16 protein-coding genes are annotated in these 18513 nt (G+C 60.5%); 7 read left to right on the top strand and 9 right to left on the bottom strand.

Features of this window, described 5'->3' with window-relative positions:
- Positions 1 to 4: 4 nt before the first annotated feature.
- The 6 genes from whiA (at position 5) to secG (ending at position 5612) form a co-directional block, all read left to right on the top strand.
- On the top strand, positions 5 to 985 hold the full coding sequence (gene whiA, locus BLV41_RS07440) for a DNA-binding protein WhiA (protein ID WP_044572114.1): 981 nt from the start codon (positions 5 to 7) through the stop codon (positions 983 to 985).
- A 124-nt stretch (positions 986 to 1109) separates the two neighbouring features.
- Positions 1110 to 1733, top strand: a complete 624-nt coding sequence (locus BLV41_RS07435) for a superoxide dismutase (RefSeq protein WP_074711206.1) — start codon at positions 1110 to 1112, stop codon at positions 1731 to 1733.
- A gap of 233 nt (positions 1734 to 1966) precedes the next feature.
- Positions 1967 to 2974: a type I glyceraldehyde-3-phosphate dehydrogenase gene (gene gap, locus BLV41_RS07430; protein ID WP_044572117.1), complete on the top strand. Its 1008-nt coding sequence runs from the start codon at positions 1967 to 1969 to the stop codon at positions 2972 to 2974.
- A 7-nt stretch (positions 2975 to 2981) separates the two neighbouring features.
- Positions 2982 to 4220 carry a phosphoglycerate kinase gene (locus tag BLV41_RS07425; protein WP_074711205.1) on the top strand — a complete coding sequence of 413 codons (1239 nt, stop codon included), beginning with the start codon at positions 2982 to 2984 and terminating at the stop codon, positions 4218 to 4220.
- A gap of 92 nt (positions 4221 to 4312) precedes the next feature.
- Positions 4313 to 5128 carry a triose-phosphate isomerase gene (tpiA, locus tag BLV41_RS07420; protein WP_044572121.1) on the top strand — a complete coding sequence of 272 codons (816 nt, stop codon included), beginning with the start codon at positions 4313 to 4315 and terminating at the stop codon, positions 5126 to 5128.
- 229 nt (positions 5129 to 5357) lie between these two features.
- On the top strand, positions 5358 to 5612 hold the full coding sequence (gene secG / locus BLV41_RS07415) for a preprotein translocase subunit SecG (RefSeq protein ID WP_044572123.1): 255 nt from the start codon (positions 5358 to 5360) through the stop codon (positions 5610 to 5612).
- Positions 5613 to 5717: 105 nt separating this feature from the next.
- On the opposite strand, the gene pgl is transcribed toward secG, so the two are convergent.
- From pgl to tkt, 6 genes are all read right to left on the bottom strand, one after another.
- Positions 5718 to 6521: a 6-phosphogluconolactonase gene (pgl, locus tag BLV41_RS07410; RefSeq protein ID WP_074711204.1), complete on the bottom strand. Its 804-nt coding sequence runs from the start codon at positions 6519 to 6521 to the stop codon at positions 5718 to 5720.
- The gene (locus BLV41_RS07405) at positions 6518 to 7459 is read right to left on the bottom strand and encodes a glucose-6-phosphate dehydrogenase assembly protein OpcA (RefSeq protein ID WP_074713172.1); all 942 of its coding nucleotides are present in this window, start codon (positions 7457 to 7459) and stop codon (positions 6518 to 6520) included. The genes pgl and BLV41_RS07405 overlap by 4 nt, the downstream gene beginning before the upstream one ends.
- Positions 7456 to 9000 carry a glucose-6-phosphate dehydrogenase gene (zwf, locus tag BLV41_RS07400; protein ID WP_074711203.1) on the bottom strand — a complete coding sequence of 515 codons (1545 nt, stop codon included), beginning with the start codon at positions 8998 to 9000 and terminating at the stop codon, positions 7456 to 7458. The genes BLV41_RS07405 and zwf overlap by 4 nt, the downstream gene beginning before the upstream one ends.
- A 16-nt stretch (positions 9001 to 9016) precedes the next feature.
- Positions 9017 to 10654 carry a glucose-6-phosphate isomerase gene (locus BLV41_RS07395; protein WP_074711202.1) on the bottom strand — a complete coding sequence of 546 codons (1638 nt, stop codon included), beginning with the start codon at positions 10652 to 10654 and terminating at the stop codon, positions 9017 to 9019.
- Between the two features lie 5 nt (positions 10655 to 10659).
- Positions 10660 to 11781 carry a transaldolase gene (gene tal, locus BLV41_RS07390; RefSeq protein ID WP_074711201.1) on the bottom strand — a complete coding sequence of 374 codons (1122 nt, stop codon included), beginning with the start codon at positions 11779 to 11781 and terminating at the stop codon, positions 10660 to 10662.
- Positions 11782 to 11997: 216 nt separating this feature from the next.
- Positions 11998 to 14136 carry a transketolase gene (gene tkt / locus BLV41_RS07385; RefSeq protein ID WP_074713171.1) on the bottom strand — a complete coding sequence of 713 codons (2139 nt, stop codon included), beginning with the start codon at positions 14134 to 14136 and terminating at the stop codon, positions 11998 to 12000.
- A gap of 391 nt (positions 14137 to 14527) precedes the next feature.
- Between tkt and BLV41_RS07380 the strand changes: the two genes are divergently transcribed.
- Complete coding sequence (locus BLV41_RS07380) at positions 14528 to 15499, top strand: heme o synthase (protein WP_044572297.1); 972 nt, start codon at positions 14528 to 14530, stop codon at positions 15497 to 15499.
- Between the two features lie 268 nt (positions 15500 to 15767).
- Here the strand turns inward: BLV41_RS07380 and BLV41_RS07375 are convergent, their stop codons facing one another.
- Genes BLV41_RS07375 through BLV41_RS07365 form a run of 3 tightly spaced genes read right to left on the bottom strand, consistent with a single transcriptional unit; the run spans position 15768 to position 18498 of the window.
- Positions 15768 to 16739, bottom strand: a complete 972-nt coding sequence (locus BLV41_RS07375) for a COX15/CtaA family protein (protein WP_244516779.1) — start codon at positions 16737 to 16739, stop codon at positions 15768 to 15770.
- Positions 16740 to 16753: 14 nt separating this feature from the next.
- Positions 16754 to 17524 (bottom strand): ABC transporter permease, encoded by a 771-nt coding sequence (locus BLV41_RS07370; RefSeq protein WP_074711199.1) that lies wholly within the window; start codon positions 17522 to 17524, stop codon positions 16754 to 16756.
- Positions 17521 to 18498 (bottom strand): ABC transporter ATP-binding protein, encoded by a 978-nt coding sequence (locus BLV41_RS07365; protein ID WP_074711198.1) that lies wholly within the window; start codon positions 18496 to 18498, stop codon positions 17521 to 17523. Before BLV41_RS07365 ends, BLV41_RS07370 begins: the two co-directional genes overlap by 4 nt.
- Positions 18499 to 18513 lie beyond the last annotated feature (15 nt).

The raw sequence follows: 18513 nt of genomic DNA, 5'->3' as shown, positions 1-18513 counted from the left end.
AACCATGGCGCTGACCGCAGCTGTCAAAGAGGAACTGTCCCGGCTGGACGTTAAAAAGTCCTCGGTGCGCAAGGCGGAAGTTTCGGCACTCCTGCGCTTTGCCGGGGGACTGCACATCATCTCCGGGCGCATCGTGATTGAAGCCGAGGTGGACACTGCGGCAACTGCCAGGCGTCTACGCGTTGCCATCGCAGAGATGTACGGGCACCAAAGCGAGATTGTGGTGGTGTCAGGTGGAGGCCTGCGCCGCGGCAGCCGCTACGTTGTCCGCGTAGTGCGCGACGGCGAATCTCTCGCCCGCCAGAGCGGTCTCCTCGACGGCCGTGGCCGCCCCGTTCGCGGACTGCCGTCCGCCGTCGTCAATGGTTCGGCCGCCGATGCCGAGGCCGTCTGGCGCGGCGCATTCTTGGCCCATGGCTCATTGACCGAACCCGGCCGATCCTCGGCTTTGGAGGTCACCTGCCCGGGGCCCGAGGCCGCGCTGGCACTCGTTGGTGCCGCCCGGCGGTTGGACATTACGGCGAAGGCCCGGGACGTGCGCGGCATTGACCGCGTGGTTATTCGTGATGGCGACACGATCGGGGCACTGCTGGTCCGCATGGGCGCGCATGACACCTTCCTCGTGTGGGAAGAACGGCGCATGCGCAAGGAAGTTCGTGCCACAGCTAACCGCCTGGCCAACTTTGATGACGCCAATCTACGCCGCTCCGCCCAAGCGGCGGTAGCCGCAGGTGCACGCGTTGAACGCGCGCTGGAAATTCTGGGTGAGGACGTACCCGAGCACCTCAAATACGCTGGCGCATTGCGCGTTGCGCATAAACAAGCCAGCCTGGACGAACTGGGCCGGCTCGCCGACCCGCCCCTGACCAAGGACGCCATTGCCGGAAGGATCAGGCGGCTGCTTGCCATGGCGGATAAAAAAGCCAAAGATTTGGGCATTCCAGGCACTGAGTCCAACGTCACCTTTGACATGCTCGACGGCTAACACGCCTAGTATGGAAGAGTAGAGAAGAAGCAAGGTCTGCATAGGCCGTCTTTGCACTGCCGGTCCTTTTCGGTTCCGAAAAGCCGCACCGGTAAAACCACAGAAGAATCGCAACGGAGGAACCGTGACTAAGTACACACTTCCAGAACTCAGCTATGACTACGCTGCACTGGAGCCCAATATTTCCGCCCGCATCATGGAACTGCACCACAGCAAGCACCACGCTGCCTATGTTGCAGGAGCCAACCAGGCTCTGGAACAGCTTGCCGAAGCACGCGAGACCAACAACTTCGCCAACATCAACAGGTTCTCCAAGGACTTGGCATTCCACCTCGGTGGCCACACCAACCACTCCATCTTCTGGAACAACCTTTCCCCCGAAGGCGGCGACAAGCCCGAAGGTGAACTGGCCGCAGCAATCGACGATGCATTCGGTTCCTTCGATGCATTCCGCGCACACTTCACCGCAGCAGCCATGGGCATCCAGGGCTCCGGCTGGGCATTGCTGTCCTACGAAGGCCTCGGCGGCAACATGCTGATCGAGCAGCTCTTCGATCAGCAGGGCAACATCCCCGTAGCCACCACCCCGCTGCTGATGCTGGACATGTGGGAGCACGCCTTCTACCTGGACTACGTCAACGTCAAGGCTGACTACGTCAAGGCATTCTGGAACATTGTGAACTGGGCCGACGTTTCCAAGCGCTTCGAAGCTGCTCGCAAGAACGCCAGCTCGCTGATCCTGCCGTAAGCTGCAGCCGAGCCACACAACCGCCGCGAGGCGAAATGTGTGACCAATATATGGACGCCCGCTCCGTTTGATTTACGGGGCGGGCACCATAGAACGTAATATAGATCACGGCGCGCTCTTGTCGATCCGCGCCATGCAAAATCTCTGCCCAACGTCGTGCGGGAAATAATGGTTGAAGGAGTCCTTCAACCTGACTACGTGTGTTCGTTAGAACACCCAAGGAGAGAAACTAAGTGACTACTCGTATTGGTATTAACGGGTTCGGCCGCATCGGCCGCAACTACTTCCGCGCAGCTTTGGCTCAGGGTGCGGACATTGAGATTGTTGCTGTCAACGACCTCACCAGCCCCGAGGCCTTGGCACACCTGCTCAAGTACGACTCCGTGAACGGCCGCTTGTCCGTTTCCGTTGAGGTTGTAGACGGCCACCTCGTCGTTGATGGCAAGACCATCACCGTTTTGGCTGAGCGCGATCCCGCAAACCTCCCCTGGGGCGAGCTGGGCGTTGACATCGTCATCGAATCCACCGGCTTCTTCACGAAGGCTGCAGACGCACAGAAGCACATCGATGCTGGCGCCAAGAAGGTCCTCATCTCCGCTCCGGCGTCGAATGAGGACATCACCATTGTTTTGGGTGTCAACGACGATCTTTACGATCCCGCTGCACACCACATCATCTCCAACGCATCATGCACCACCAACTGCCTGGGCCCGCTGGCCAAGGTCCTGAACGACAACTTCGGTTTGGAGCGTGGCCTGATGACCACCATCCACGCCTACACTGCCGACCAGAACCTGCAGGACGGCCCGCACAGCGACCTCCGCCGTGCACGCGCAGCAGCCGTGAACATGATCCCGACCTCCACAGGTGCAGCCAAGGCCATTGGCCTGGTTCTGCCGGAGCTCAAGGGCAAGCTCGATGGTTACGCCATCCGCGTACCCGTCCCCACAGGTTCGGCAACCGACTTGACCGCAACTGTGAGCCGCGAGGTCACCGTTGAAGAAGTCAACGCCGCCTACAAGGCTGCAGCTGCCGAAGGCAAGCTCGCCGGCTACCTGACCTACACCGAAGACCCGATCGTGTCCTCGGACATTGTTGGCGACCCGGCATCCTCCATCTTTGACTCGGGCCTGACCAAGGTCATCGGCAACCAGGTCAAGGTTGTTTCCTGGTACGACAACGAGTGGGGCTACTCCAACCGCCTGGTCGACTTGACCGAGCTCGTAGCCTCCAAGCTCTAGGGTAAAAATGACACTTCACACCCTCAACGAACTCATCGATGAAGGTGTCCGCGGGCGGTACGTTCTGGTCAGAAGTGACCTGAACGTGCCGCTCGACGGCTCTAACGTCAGTGATGATGGACGCATCAAGGCGTCAATCCCTGTTATCACGGCTCTGGCTAGCGCCGGTGCCCGTGTTCTGGTCAGCGCCCACCTGGGTCGCCCGAAGGGTGCTCCCGAGGCCAAGTACTCCTTGGCTCCCGCGGTTGCCCGCCTGGCCGAGTTGGCTCCCGAGCTCAACGCGACCTTGGCTGCTGACACAACCGGTCCTGCTGCCACGGCCGCTGCCGCAGCCCTGGCCGACGGTTCCGTCCTGGTCTTGGAAAACGTACGGTTTGACGCGCGTGAAACATCCAAGGACGACGCCGAGAGGGCAGCCTTCGCTGCCGAGCTTGCCGCGTTGACAGGCACCAACGGCGCTTACGTGGACGACGCCTTCGGCGCGGTTCACCGCAAGCACGCCAGTGTCTTCAACATTGCAAAGATTCTGCCGTCCTACCAGGGCGATCTTGTCCGGACGGAGCTTGAGGTGTTGCGCAAGCTCACCACCGAGTCAGAACGGCCGTACGTTGTTGTTCTGGGCGGGTCCAAGGTTTCTGACAAGTTGGCAGTGATTGACAACCTGATCGGCAAGGCCGACTCCATTCTGGTGGGTGGCGGCATGCTGTTCACCTTCCTCGCTGCACAGGGCCACAAAGTTGGCTCCTCACTGTTGGAAGTTGACCAGATCCCGGTAGTCCAGGATTACTTGGCGCGTGCCGCCGAGGCCGGAACAACTTTTGTCCTGCCCAGCGACGTAGTTGTTGCTGCCGGCTTCTCCGCTGATGCAGCCCACGAAGTTGTTGCCGCAGACGCCATTGAAGCCAGCACCTTCGGCGAGAAGGGACTGGGTCTGGACATTGGTCCAGTATCTGGTGTTGCCTTCTCCGAAGCTATTGCCGGTGCAAAGACCGTCTTCTGGAACGGCCCCATGGGTGTGTTTGAGTTTGCCGCTTTCGCCGAAGGTACCCGCGCTGTTGCACAGGCGCTGAGCACCAACAGCAGCAACGGTGGTTTCACCGTGGTTGGTGGCGGCGATTCCGCTTCCGCCGTCCGTTCACTGGGATTTGCCGATGAATCATTCGGTCACATCTCAACCGGTGGTGGCGCAAGCCTTGAGTACCTTGAAGGTAAGGAACTCCCGGGCCTTTTGGCCCTAGACCGCTAAGTGCCCCAGGTGGCGGCAGGCAAGCCTGCCGCCACCTTTTTGCACAGACGTACAACAGTTCTAATGCAAGTTACGCAAGAATCGAGATAACGATGACAACTTCAACCAACGGTAACTTTGACCGGACGCCGCTGATCGCCGGCAACTGGAAGATGAACATGGACCACGTCCAGGGCATCACGTTGCTGCAAAAGCTTGCATGGACCTTGTCCGATGCGCGCCACGATTTCAGCCGGGTGGAAGTTGCAGTCTTCCCGCCGTTCACAGACCTTCGCGGCGTCCAGACCTTGGTCCAGGGCGACAAGCTCAAGCTGGTCTACGGCGGTCAGGACCTGTCCGACAAGGATTCAGGCGCCTACACGGGTGACATCTCCGGAGCTTTCCTGAACAAGCTTGGCTGCGCCTACGTCCTCGTTGGACACAGCGAACGCCGCGAGTTCCACAATGAGAGCGACGAACTGCTCAACGCCAAGGTCAAGGCGGCCTTCCGCAACGAGGTCACTCCTGTCCTGTGCGCCGGTGAAGGTCTTGAGATCCGTCAGGCCGGTACTCACGTTGAGCACACCCTCGAGCAGATTCGTGGCGGTGTGGCCGGCTTGACTGCCGAGCAGGCCGCAACACTCGTCATCGCCTATGAGCCCGTCTGGGCCATCGGCACCGGCGAAGTCGCCGGACCGGAGGATGCACAGGAAATGTGTGCCGCCATCCGTGCCGAGCTGGAAGTTCTCTTTGACGCCGAAACCGCTGCCAAGACCCGCCTGCTCTACGGTGGATCCGTCAAGGCCAACAACGTCGGTGCCATCATGGCCGAGCGTGATGTTGACGGCGTACTGGTAGGTGGCGCAAGCCTGGATGCTGGCGAATTTGCCAACATCGCCCGCTTTGAAAACCACCTAGTCACCAACTAAGCCCCACGCCCGCCCAGTGCAGCCGCTGGCGCGACTGCAATGGGGCCCCTCGCGCGCGTGGGACCTGTTGTGTCTGTGACCGTGTCCATTCGCCTTGTGCGGCTGGACACGGTTACACTTGACTGCGGATGCACCCGCGGCAGCATTTAGCTGCAGCCGCGCGTCTTGAACGCCTATTATTCGCAGCCCACTACCCGGGCGGCACCATCACCATGCTGAAAGGCAACTCGTGGAAGCACTACAAATCGCCCTGCAGATCCTCCTGGGTGTCACCAGCTTGCTGTTGACCTTGCTGATTCTGCTGCACAAGGGCCGTGGCGGAGGCCTGTCCGACATGTTTGGTGGCGGCATGAGCTCCAACCTCGGCTCCTCCGGTGTGGCTGAGCGCAACCTCAACCGCTTCACGGTGATCCTTGGACTTGTCTGGGGTGCGGTCATCATTGGTCTGGGCCTGATCATGTCCTACGGAAACATCGGCGGCTAAGTAAAAGCTGCCCGCAGCAACAAGGATTTCCAGAATGAAGAAAGGTCCCGCCCGGCATCTGCCGGGCGGGACCTTTCTTCATTGCTCGCATCTCAAAGAGACGAGCTAGCGGTCTCTCCGCATGAGTGCTTCGGGAACCTTCGCAGCCGCTGCTTCATCGATCAGCCACATGGTTTTGTTGATGCCACGCGCACCAGAGGCAGGTACCTGATACTCGTTGGCCCCAGCCAAACCGAGACCAACCGCGGCTGCCTTGTCGGCACCGGCTGCGACCAGCCAAATCTCCTGGGCAGAGTTGATGGTCTCCAGCGTCAATGACACGCGCAACGGCGGCGGTTTGGGGGAGTTGTGAACACCCACCACCGGGCAGCCCTTCGTGCGAATACCGGCCATCTCCGGGAACAGGGACGCAATGTGAGCGTCCGGTCCCAGGCCCAACAGCAGCACATCGAAACGTGGCACGGCAGGAGCCTCATCGGGGGCCGCGTCGTCGTTCTCCCACTCACGCTGTGCAGCTTCTGCAAGCTCCGCAGCGTACTTGGTGACGGCCTCGTCCAAGTCCGCAACCTCATCGGATGCGGCCATGATGTGAACACGGGCCGGGTCCACCGGAACATGGTTCAGCAGCGCCTGCGCCGCCTGGCCATAGTTGCGGTCTTCGGAATCCGCAGGGACAAAGCGGTCATCGCCAAACCAGAAGTTGACCTTGCTCCAGTCAACGGCCAGACGGGCCGGAGACTTGGCAATCTCACGCAGGGTGGCAATACCAACGCTGCCGCCCGTGAGGACAACCGTCGCCTCGCCGCGTTCACTCTGAACATCCAGCAACCGGGTGATGAGACGGGCTGCCGTTGTAGCGGCCAGAACATCAAAGGACGGGTGCGGGGTGATACGGACGTTCTTGCTCATGCTTTGATTACCTTTTCTTCAGCCAACAGTTTTGTCAGACCCTCGGTGACAACTTCACCGAAAACCAGATCTGGGTCCAGTCGGCGCAATTCCTCCGCCAGGCAGTCCTGCAACGAACGGCGCGGCAGCGAGATCTTCTGGTGCGGTTGGCCAGGCTGACTCAGAGTTGCCTCCAACGTCCCCGGCCGGTGAAGTTCCACGTTGCCCTTGGAACGCTCCATGACCACCTTGCGTATACCTGTCCCGCGCGGATCCTCAGTCACCGTGATGGGAACATTCAAGGCGCGGTGCAGCCACGAAGCCAGCAACAAGGTGCTGGGGGAGTCGCTTGCACCCTCCACCTGCAGACCCGTGATGGGATCAGAGCCATCGTACTGGTCAAGAGCAGCCGCCAACTGGACACGCCAGTTGGTCAGGCGAGTCCACGCCAGATCGGTGTCACCATCTGCATAAGTCTCTGCAATGTGTTTGAGTGCATCACGCGGATCCGGCGCGTTGGCCGAATCCGTAATGCGGCGGTGCGCAATTCGACCCACAGGAGACTGGCTCGGTGATTCCGGGGCCCCACTATGCCACCAGGCCACGATTGGAGCGTCCGGCAGGAGCAGCGCCGAAACCACCGACTCGCTTTCGGCGGCAAGTTCACCGGAACCCCGGAGCACGATTACCTCGGACGCACCGGCGTCGCCGCCCACACGAATTTCGGCGTCAAGGCACGTTTTCGCCTCGGGCGAACCAGCAGCCAAAACAATAATCCGGCAGGGGTGCTCCCGGCTGGCCAGGTTGGCAGCCTCGATGGCCTCTTCTTCACGACCACTTTTGGTAATCACCACAAGGGTCAATACACGGCCCAAGGCAACAACTCCGCCTTGTTCGCGCATCTTGACAATGCGTTTGGTAATTTTCGACGTGGTTGTATCTGGGAGTTCAACGATCATGGTCGGCGCCACGTCCTTCCATCACGCTTCAAGAGTTCGTCAGCTGAGGACGGGCCCCAGCTGCCTGGTTCATAGGCTTCCGGCTGGATGCCTTCGGCCGCCCAGAACTCCTCGAACGGATCAAGGATCTTCCAGGACAGCTCAACTTCCTCATGGCGGGGGAACAACGGCGGTTCGCCCAGCAACACATCCAGGATCAGGCGCTCATAGGCTTCCGGGCTTGATTCGGTGAATGCGTGGCCGTAGCCAAAGTCCATCGTTACATCGCGGACTTCCATCTGGGTTCCGGGAACCTTGGAGCCGAACCGAATGGTCACGCCTTCGTCAGGCTGAACCCGAATAACCACGGCGTTCTGGCCAAAATCATCCTCGGCGTGATCGGTGAACAACAGATTTGGTGCCCTCTTGAACACCACTGCAATCTCAGTCACGCGACGGCCAAGACGCTTGCCTGCACGTAGGTAAAACGGTGCACCGGCCCAGCGGCGGGTATTGATATCCACCCGAATGGCAGCAAATGTCTCGGTGGTGGAATCGGCGGGAATGCCTTCTTCCTCCAAGTAGCCAAGGACGTGCTCCCCACCCTGCCAACCGCCAGCGAACTGCCCTCGTGCTGAGTGCGCCGACAGGTCATCAGGCAGATTAACGGCAGCCAGCACCTTTTCCTTTTCAGCCCGCAGATGATCTGCGTTGAAGGAAATAGGCTCCTCCATGGCAGTCAAGGCCAGCAGCTGCAACAGGTGATTCTGGATAACGTCCCGGGCCGCACCCACGCCGTCGTAGTAACCAGCGCGGCCACCCGTGCCGATGTCCTCGGCCATGGTGATCTGCACGTGGTCAACGTAGTTGGCATTCCAGAGTGGCTCAAACAGCTGATTGGCAAAACGCAAAGCCAAAATGTTCTGGACGGTTTCCTTGCCCAGGTAATGGTCAATCCTAAAGACCGCATCCGCAGGGAACACCGATTCAACGATGTCGTTGAGGGCGCGCGCAGACTCGAGGTTGTGGCCGAAAGGCTTCTCGATGACAACCCGTCGCCAGGTGTCGCCGGGGCCCTGCGCCAAACCATGCATCGACAGCTGGCGGCACACCAATTCGAATGCCTTCGGCGGTATGGAGAGATAGAAGGCGTGATTGCCACGCGTACCACGCGTATCGTCTAGCTCGGCAAGGGTGGCCTTCAAGCGTTCAAAGGCCGCGTCTTCATCAAATTCACCCTGAACAAAGCGAATTCCTTCGCTGAGCTGGTGCCACACGGTTTCATCGAACGGGGTACGGCAGTGAGCCTCAACTGAAGCTCTCACCTCTGCCGCAAACTCCGCATCCGACCACGCCCGGCGACCAAAACCGACCAAGGCAAAACTCGGCGGCAACAAACCACGGTTAGCCAGGTCATACACCGCAGGCATGAGCTTTTTGCGGGACAAATCCCCGGTTACTCCAAAGAGCACCAGGGATGACGGGCCCGCCACCCGGGACAGCCGGCGATCGCGGCTGTCCCGGAGCGGGTTTTCATTATGTGTTGTGGCAGAGGTTGGCATCTTGAGAGAGGTAGCCTTATGCGTCTAAGTGACGGCCGGCAAGCTCGGCCACCACAGTTTCGAGTTGGGCGACGCCGGCGGCCACGTCTGTCAGATGCAGTCGCAGTACCGGGCACCCATGGTCAGCGAGAACGGCGGCGTCGCCAGCGGCTTGAGCCGCAATGAGCTCACCGAAGCTAAACGGCCGTTCCGGAATCGCCAAGTCATCCTGTGCAGCCCCAGTTACCTGCAGGAAGACACCTACAGCGGGACCGCCCTTGTGGAACTGGCCCGTGGAGTGCAGGAAGCGAGGACCCCACCCGAAGGTAACCGGACGGCCGGTCAGGCCGGCAAGCTCGTCGCGCACCTGTTCCAGCGGCGCGTTTGCCAGCCGATCCAGGTAAACCTGAACGCTAAGGTAACCATCGCTGGCCAAGGTTCCGTTCAACGCCGTGATGGCCTCGGCGAGGGTTGAGGCCCCAGCCAACCATTCGGCGTCGTTGTTTGCCGTCCGAACCTCCACGGCACCATCGGTGAACAGCGCCGGTGTGGGTGCGGGGGTTGCATCAAGCAAGCCACGAGCAGCCGTCTTAGCGGCCTCAACATCGGGCTGATCGAAGGGGTTGATTCCCAGCAGGCGTCCGGCAACGGCCGTGGCAAATTCCCACACCAACATCTGGGCGCCCAGATCACCGGCGATGCTTACCTCGTTCTCACGAAGCTCGACGTCGGAGTCGCCCGAGACGAGGCGTACAACCAAAACGTCAGAGGCTCCATCGGTGATCTCGGGGGAGGTTGGCGATGCCACGACGGGCAGAACACCCGTGCCGAGCTTGCCCGTTGATTCCGCGATGAGCTGCTCGGCCCAGTCGGCGAAACCGACAATGCCCGAGCCGTCTTCGACGATCACAATCTTGTTGCGCAGCGGCGAGGTGCCACCGAGGGCGGCACCAAGGCGCAGGCCCACGTTGTCAACATCGTCATCGCGCAGCATCTCGGAGGTTTCCTCCGCCGAATCCAGCAAGGCGGCGATGTCCACACCGGCCAAACCGGAGGGAACCAAGCCAAATGCTGTCAGGCCCGAGTAGCGGCCGCCAACATTGGGATCAGCATTGAAGACCTTCCGGTAGCCGGCTTCACGGGCCGAGCCATCCAGGGGCGATCCCGGATCCGTGACAATGATGATGCGTGACTTCGCATCGATGCCGGCTGCCGTGAATTCCTGCTCAAAGATCCGTCGCTGCGAATCGGTTTCCAGCGTGGAGCCGGACTTTGAGGAAACCACGATGGCCGTAGTGGCCAAGCGGTCGCTGATCGCGGCACGAACCTGCGCCGGATCGGTGCTGTCCAGCACGCTGAGTTCAACGCCGGCAGTAGCCGTGATGACCTCGGGCGCCAGTGAGGACCCGCCCATGCCGCACAGGACGATGTGATTGATGCCTTCGGCACGCAACTCATCGCGCAGGACGGTGATTTCCTCGACCAGGGGGGCAGAAACCTCAGCGGCTTCAACCCAACCGAGCCGGACAGCCGATTCTGCCTCAGCGTCAGGGCCCCACAGTGTGGCGTCCTTGGCGAAGATTCGCGAAGCAACCTGATCGGCGACGAGCGTCATCAGGTGGGCATCGCCAGCAGACTTAGCGGCGCCAGTGGCCGCAAATGCCAGTGCTGTCATGGTGATCAGCCTTCCGCGCCGGCAGCGTCAAGAGCAACCTGAACGTGGTCAAGGAGGTCCTTCCAGCTGGCAACGAACTTGTCCAGGCCTTCGCTCTCAAGAACGCCCACAACGTCGTTGTAGGAGATGCCCAGGCCTTCGAGCTGGTTTAGGAGGGCGTTGGCTTCCTCATACGTGCCGGTGATGGTGTCACCCGTGACCACGCCGTGGTCGAAGGTTGCATCCAAGGTCTTTTCGGGCATCGTGTTCACCACGTTGGCGGCAACCAATTCGGTGACGTACATGGTGTCCGGGTAGGCGGGGTTCTTGACACCGGTGGAGGCCCACAGCGGCCGCTGGGGGAGTGCCCCGGCCTCGGCCAGCAGCGCCCAACGCTCGGAGGAGAAGACTTCCTCGAATGCCTGGTAGGCGAGGCGTGCGTTGGCCAGTCCGGCCTTGCCCTTCAAGCCTGTGGCTTCTTCGGTGCCAACGGCGTCCAGACGGTTGTCGATTTCCAGGTCCACGCGGGACACGAAGAAGGAGGCAACGGAGTGGATATCGGCGAGGTTGTGACCGTTGGCCTTGGCCAATTCCAGACCGCTCAGGAACGCATTCATGACGGCACGGTAGCGGTCAAGGGAGAAGATGAGGGTGACGTTAACGCTGATGCCCTCGCCCAAGGTGGAGGTGATGGCTTCGAGGCCCTCAAGCGTTGCCGGAATCTTGATCAGGACGTTCTTCTTGTTGACCTTTGCGTACAAGCGCTTGGCCTCTTCGAAGGTACCTGCGGTGTCCCAGGCCTTGCGCGGATCAACTTCGATGGAGACGCGGCCGTCAACACCCTTGGTTGCATCGGCGATGCCAGCGAAGATATCGCAACCATCAGCAACATCGGCCGTGGTCAGTTCGAAGACGGCTTCCTCGGCGGAGATACCTGCTGCGGAGAACTTCTTCAGCTCGGCCTTGTAGTCATCGCTCTTGGTGATGGCTGCCTCGAAAATGCTCGGGTTGGTGGTTACGCCAACAACGTTCTTTTCAGCGATCAGTGCGGTGAGGTTGCCGCTGCTGATACGGCTGCGGGAAAGATCGTCAAGCCAGATCGAGACACCGGCAGCTGAGAGGTCTGCAGTGGGAGTGGAATTCGTCATTGTGCTTACTTCCTTGAACGTAAGTACCGGCAGGTTTACTGCTGAAAGTTTCAGCCCTGCAGGCGGGGTGTCGTGTTCCCGCGGCCAATGAAGTTTGGCCGGATTGGACCGGCTAGGCTTTCTGGCGCCTACGGGAACACCTTGAAGAATGTGGGGTAGCCCTGGTGCCACGTCCGGCAGAGTTTAGCTGCCGGACGTGGCCTACTATTTTTAGTTTTAGGCGTTTGCGGTGGCCAGGGAATCGGCCAGCGAATCCTTGGCAGCAGCCGCGACGGCTTCGGTGGTGATACCGAATTCGTTGAACAGCACCTTGTAGTCAGCTGATGCACCGAAGTGCTCGAGTGAGATGGAGCGGCCAGCGTCGCCGACGAATTCGCGCCAGCCCAAAGCCAGGCCGGCTTCGACGGACACGCGCGCCTTGACCGAGGACGGCAGAACCTGTTCGCGGTATTCGGCGCCCTGAGCGTTGAACCACTCAACACACGGCATGGAAACAACGCGGGCGGCGATGCCTTCAGCGGCCAGGGTTTCGCGGGCGTCAACAGCCAGCTGAAGCTCGGAACCCGTCGCGATCAAGATGACCTCGGGGGTGACGACGGCGCCGTCGGACACTGCTTCTGCCAAGACGTAGCCGCCGTTGGCAACTAAATCTGCCGAAGCAAATTCGGTGGCCGTCGCTGCGCCTGCGCCGCGGGCGTAGGTGGGGATGTTCTGGCGGGTCAAGACGATTCCAGCCGGGTTTTCCTTGGTTTCCAGGATCTTCTTCCAGGAAGCGGCAACCTCGTTGGAATCACCGGGGCGGACAACGTCCAGTCCGGGAATGGCACGCAGGCTCGAGAGCTGCTCAACGGGCTGGTGCGTGGGTCCGTCTTCGCCCAACCCGATGGAGTCGTGGGTCCATACGTAAATGGAGGGCACGCCCATGAGTGCTGAAAGGCGGATGGCCGGGCGCTGGTAGTCGCTGAAGATCAGGAACGTACCGGAGAAGGCGCGGGTAGGCCCACCCAGGTGAATACCATTGACGATCGACGCGGCAGCGTGCTCACGGATACCGAAGTGTAGGACACGGCCGTAGGGGCCGCCTGACCAGGTGTCGGTCTGCTTGGACGCCGGGATGAAGGAGCCAGCGCCTTCAATCGTGGTGTTGTTGGAACCGGCGAGGTCGCAGGAGCCACCCCAGAGCTCAGGCAAGACACCTCCGATGGCGTTGAGGACCTTTCCGGAGGCAACGCGGGTGGAGACGTCCTTGCCGCTTTCGAAGACGGGAAGGTTTTCTTCCCAGTCAGCGGGGAGTTCCTTCTTCTCGATACGCTCAAGAGTTGCCGCGTTTTCCGGGTTGGCGGACTTCCAGGCTTCAAAGCCTGTGTTCCACTCTTCACGGGCTGCCGCGCCGCGCTCAACGAGCTTGCGGGCGTGCTCCAGAACAGCAGGCTCAACCTCGAAGTTCTTTTCCGGGTTGAAACCCAGAACTTCCTTCAACGCTGCCACTTCAGCGGCACCCAGAGCCGAACCGTGGATGGCTCCGGTGTTCTGCTTCTTCGGTGACGGGAAGCCGATGATGGTGCGCAAGGAGATGATGGACGGCTTGGTGGTCTCGGCCTTGGCCGCTGCCAGTGCCGCGTGCAGTTCCGCAACATCTTCCACGTATTCGCCGGTCTTGGTCCAGTCAACGCGCTGTACATGCCAGCCGTAGGCTTCGTAGCGCTTGAGCACATCTTCGGAGTAGGCGATGTTGGTGTCGTCTTCGATGGAGATGTGGTTGGAGTCGTAGATGACAACCATGTTGCCCAGTTCCTGGTGGCCGGCAAGGCTGGAGGCCTCACTGGTGACACCTTCCTGGAGGTCGCCATCGGAGGCGATAACCCAGACCGTGTGGTCGAAGGGGCTGGTGCCCGGTGCGGCGTCGGGGTCCATGAGGCCGCGCATGCGGCGCTGGGAGTACGCGAAGCCGACGGCCGAGGCCAGACCCTGGCCCAACGGGCCCGTGGTGATCTCGACACCGGCGGTGTGCTTGTATTCGGGGTGGCCCGGGGTCAAGGAACCCCAGGTGCGCAGGGCTTCCAGGTCAGAAAGTTCCAGGCCGTAGCCGGACAGGAACAACTGTACGTAGAGCGTCAATGACGTGTGACCGGGCGACAGGATGAAGCGGTCGCGGCCAAGCCAGTCCGGGTTCTTCGGGTCAATACGCATGACCTTCTGGAACAGCAGGTAGGCGGCCGGAGCCAGGGACATTGCGGTGCCCGGGTGGCCGTTACCGACCTTTTCCACAGCGTCAGCGGCCAAAATACGTGCAGTGTCTACTGCTCGCTGATCTTCGGCGGTCCAGGTAAATGTAGGCAATTCCAGATGTGACACTGACAGGTCCCTCTCGTTATGGGCATAAAAATGCAACTCCGGGGCGTGCTCGGAAAGACGCAACGTCAACAGTGCTCTGCGCTCCGCGCCCCGGTACTCCTTCAGTAAGCTTAGCCATCTCCTGCGGAGCGGCACAGTCGCTCGGCTCCGCGGTGTAAGGCGCTTCTAAAGTTACACGACATGGGGTCTAAACGTGATTAGTTTTCACATGGTGAGAACTCTCTCGTCATGCTTGGACATTCCTGCTTTTAGTGCTGCGGCGGCTAGGGCGGCTATGATATGGAGTGATTAGCTACGGTAACGGCCAGTCCCGCAAGACGCGTACCGGTAGGTTCAAATGAAGTAACAGTTCCCATTTTGCGGCAGGTGTGGAACTCACAACGAAAACATGGTGACTTTACACGTGAGTGCAACGCATGCCCCGATCTCTGAGACTTCCCCAAAGGTTTCTGTCGGTTTTTCAGAAAAGGCCAAAGGCTATTTGGCCCTGACAAAACCTCGGGTCGTTGAACTCTTGCTGGTCACAACGTTGCCCACCATGTTTTTTGCCCAGGGTTTCTCCGGCAAGGGTGGTGTCCCCAGCCTGTGGCTCATGGTTGCCACCATGGTTGGCGGAGCCTTGGCCGCCGGCGCGTCAGGCGCATTCAACTGCTACATTGACCGCGACATGGACAAGATCATGCACCGCACCTCCAAGCGTCCCTTGGTAACCGGTGTGATCACCCCGCGTGAGGCGCTGGTCTTCTCGTGGGTGCTGACCGTCTTGGCCGTTGTGCTGCTGTGGAGCATCAACCCGCTGACCGGCATGCTCGGCATTGGCGCCATCTTCCTTTACGTTGTGGTCTACACCTTGATCCTCAAGCGCCGCACGACCCAGAACATTGTGTGGGGTGGGGCCGCCGGCTGCATGCCCGTGCTGATTGCCTGGGCTGCCGTGACCAACACGGTCCAGTGGCCCGCCGTCATCCTCTTCATGATTATTTTCCTCTGGACCCCGCCCCATTACTGGCCGCTGTCCATGCGTTACAGCGACGACTACAACGCAGCCAATGTGCCCATGCTCGGTGCCGTTGCCGGCTCCAGGACTGTTGCCGTTCAGGTGGTCCTCTACACCTGGGCCATGGTGGCCTGCTCGCTGCTCATGATCCCTCTCGGCGGCGCCGGCATCGTGTACACCGTGGTCACGGCCGCGTCGGGCATCTGGTTCCTCTATGAGGCGCACACGCTTTACAACAACTCCAAGAAGGACCTGGTCACGAAGAAAAACGCCATGAAGGTATTCCACGTCTCCATCACGTACCTGACATTGGTTTTCCTGTCCCTCGCCGTGGATCCCTTTGTAGGTTCCGCGCTCATGGGCTAGTAGTCCTCACCATAAGCACCACACCTTAGGCGCGACGGCGGTCGGCAAGCTCTCACTCACGAGAGCTCGCCGGCCGCCGTTCTTGTGTCCACATCTCCCGTGACTGGCCGATGGTGTCCGGCTCGTTTGGCTCAGCCTGTTCTGATCGCGGCGCCGCATAAGGGCGCCGCCTGGATTCAAGGCAGCAAAGAGCCCGGCCCACCTACCAGTAAATGGTGGAGTGCCGGGCTTTGTGTGCTGGCCAGTTGCCCAATGACGGACCAGTGCTTTAGTGGGTTGCGGGCTGATCCTTGCCACGGTTGAGTGCTACATCAACAATGTTGGTCCCCACGGCCAGGGTCAGTGATGCACCGAGCATGTGAACGCCCACGAGCAGGGCGGGAATGCCCGTGAAGTACTGCCAGTAGCCGATGAACCCTTGGAAAATCACGGTAGCGAAAAGCAGCATGGCCGCGTGGCGGAGCATGTCGCCCTTGCCGTTGCGCCACAGCAAGATGAGAAGAAGCAGCGCAGCAATCACCAAAACGTAGACCGGGACCACGTGGATGCGCGTGGTCAGGTAACCATCAAGCTCCATGCGCGGTGAGGTGGAATCGCCCGAGTGCGGTCCCGAACCTGTAACCAGGGTGCCCAAGACAACGGCCAGGTAGCTGGCAAGGGCCGCGACGACACTGAGTTTTCTGATCAGCGGCCGGGGTCGGGGTACCTCACGCAGCGAGGTGGTGCCGGTTCTGCCGTAGACCCTGTTGACCAATAGCATGGAGACCACCACGAGAGCGGCGGACACCAGGAAGTGCAGGCTTACCACGTACGGGTTGAGCCCGGACAGAACCGTAATGCCACCGATGACTGCTTGCGCAGGAATGCTTGCCAGCAGGCCAAAGGCCAGCCAAAATAGGTCCTTTCGTTCCTTGCGCATGTTCCAGAGCAGCACGAGTAAGGCAAGGGCGACGGCGGCCAAGGCGAAGGTGAGCGTACGGTTGGCAAACTCGATGAAGCCGTGAATGCCCATCTCTGCGGTATTCGTGAGTGACTCGTCCGTGCACTTGGGCCACGTGGGGCAGCCAAGGCCTGAACCTGTCACCCGCACCACGCCGCCGGAGACAATTAAGACTCCCTGGCCAATCAGCGTGCCAATGGCCAGCCGTCGAATTGCCGGTGTAATGGTGGTGGGGAGCTTGTTTGTGAAGTTTTGGTACGCATTCTTCAATTTCTTCGATGCGGTATTGCTTTGACTCACTTCGGTGACGCCTTTCAATTCCATTTGAACCACTTAAGCGCGGCAACGGCTGCAACCGCTGCCCATGCCAGCAAAATAATCAAGCCCCACACATCAAGGCGGCTCTCGATCAAGGCCGCTCTCATCAGGTTTCCCAGAGCGCCGGAGGGAAGCCACTGCACGAGTCCCTCCAAGGAGCTGGAGAACTTTCCGGCAGGCAGGACAATGCCGCCAACGGCCGCCAGCAGAATCCAGCCAAGGTTGGTAATGGCGAGAGTAGCCTCGGGCCGCACTGTTCCGGCGATCAGCAGGCCAAGGGCGGTAAAGGCGGCTGCGCCAAGGATTAAGAGCGGGATGCCAAGGAGCACGCCGGCCACCGGCGGTCGCCAGCCCATGAATGCTGCCACAGTTGATATGAGCACGCTCTGGAGCGCCAGGACAACCAAAACCGCAATGCACTTCCCTGCGATCAAACCGCCTTTGCCCAGCGGCGTCGTTGAGAGGAAGCGCAGCACGCCGTAGCGGCGGTCAAAGCCTGTGGCTATGCCTTGGCCGGTAAACGCCGTCGACAGGGCGCACAGCGCCAAGATGCCAGGTGTTGCAATGGCGACTCGGGGCTGGCCCATGTCATCAAGGATGGGTGTCGCCACCAAGGCTAGAAGTCCCAGCAGGGGCATGACAGCCATCAGCACCAATTGCTCGCCATTGCGCAACATCGTGGCGGCTTCGTAGCGGCCTTGGCTGATGATCCGTCGGGCCAGGGTGGCGGGCCGGCCCGAGGGCGCGTCGTGAAATAAGGTGCTCATGAAATCCCCATGGTTTCGTGGTTGTTGCCTGCACCTGAAATGGACAGGAAGACGTCCTCAAGGGACTGGGAGGCCAAATGCACCGAGGTCGGCATGATGGCGTTCTGCGTACACCATGTGCCGAATCGGCCAAGGTCCGAAGGCTCCAGGTCACCGGCGATGCTGTAGCTGCCAGGCCTGGTTTCGGTGCAACTGATGCCGGGGCGCAGCAAAGCATCCACGTTCAGATGCGGCGTTGCTTCAAAGGTCATGACGCGCTTGCTCAGGGCTGCCGTTGACTGCTCCAGGAGCTCCTGCACGGTGCCTTGGGCCACAGATGCGCCCTTGTCGACGATGTAGACGTAATCGGCCAGGCGCTGGGCGTCATCAAGAAGGTGGGTGGTCAAGACGATGGCCTTGCCGCTATCGCGAAGTTCCCGGATCAATTCGAAAACCATGAGCCGCGATTGTGGGTCAAGGCCAGCGCTTGGCTCATCCAGAAAGAGAACCTCAGGATTGCCTATGAGACTGGCGGCCAAGGACACGCGCTGCTTTTGCCCTCCGGAGAGGCGGCGGATGTTGGTGTCGGCGAATTCAGCGATGCCCAATCGTTCAACCAGCGCATCAACACTGAGCGGGTTCTCGTACAGGGTGGCAACATGGCGTAGCAAGGCAACGGGTCGCGCCGACGGCGGGAGCCCGCCGTCCTGGAGCATGACACCCACCCTGGCGCGGAGACCGGCGTCGGCATTTTGCGGGTCCTGGCCAAGCAGGGAAATTTCACCCCCGGTGCGCACTTGAAGCCCTTGGGCGCATTCGATCGTGGTGGTCTTGCCGGCACCGTTGGCGCCAAGCAGCGCCGTCACTGCACCAAAGTGGGCGGTCAGGCTAATGTTGGAAACGACGCGCTTCATCCGGCCATCCAGACCCGGAACGGGTCCCACGTCCTTGATGAGCCCAGAGATCTCCAGGGCAGGGGAAAATGTGTTTGTCACGCGGCCATTCTACGT

The organism is Arthrobacter alpinus (assembly GCF_900105965.1).
GTDB lineage: Bacteria > Actinomycetota > Actinomycetes > Actinomycetales > Micrococcaceae > Specibacter > Specibacter alpinus.
This window is presented reverse-complemented; position numbering and strand designations above follow the sequence as displayed.

Coding starts and splice junctions, on each gene's coding strand:
- whiA (WP_044572114.1), top strand. CDS start 5: ATGGCGCTGACCGCAGCTGTCAAAGAGGAACTGTCCCGGCTGGACGTT.
- tpiA (WP_044572121.1), top strand. CDS start 4,313: ATGACAACTTCAACCAACGGTAACTTTGACCGGACGCCGCTGATCGCC.
- BLV41_RS07395 (WP_074711202.1), bottom strand. CDS start 10,654: ATGACAGCACTGGCATTTGCGGCCACTGGCGCCGCTAAGTCTGCTGGC.
- zwf (WP_074711203.1), bottom strand. CDS start 9,000: ATGCCAACCTCTGCCACAACACATAATGAAAACCCGCTCCGGGACAGC.
- tal (WP_074711201.1), bottom strand. CDS start 11,781: ATGACGAATTCCACTCCCACTGCAGACCTCTCAGCTGCCGGTGTCTCG.
- pgl (WP_074711204.1), bottom strand. CDS start 6,521: ATGAGCAAGAACGTCCGTATCACCCCGCACCCGTCCTTTGATGTTCTG.
- BLV41_RS07425 (WP_074711205.1), top strand. CDS start 2,982: ATGACACTTCACACCCTCAACGAACTCATCGATGAAGGTGTCCGCGGG.
- BLV41_RS07405 (WP_074713172.1), bottom strand. CDS start 7,459: ATGATCGTTGAACTCCCAGATACAACCACGTCGAAAATTACCAAACGC.
- BLV41_RS07370 (WP_074711199.1), bottom strand. CDS start 17,524: ATGAGCACCTTATTTCACGACGCGCCCTCGGGCCGGCCCGCCACCCTG.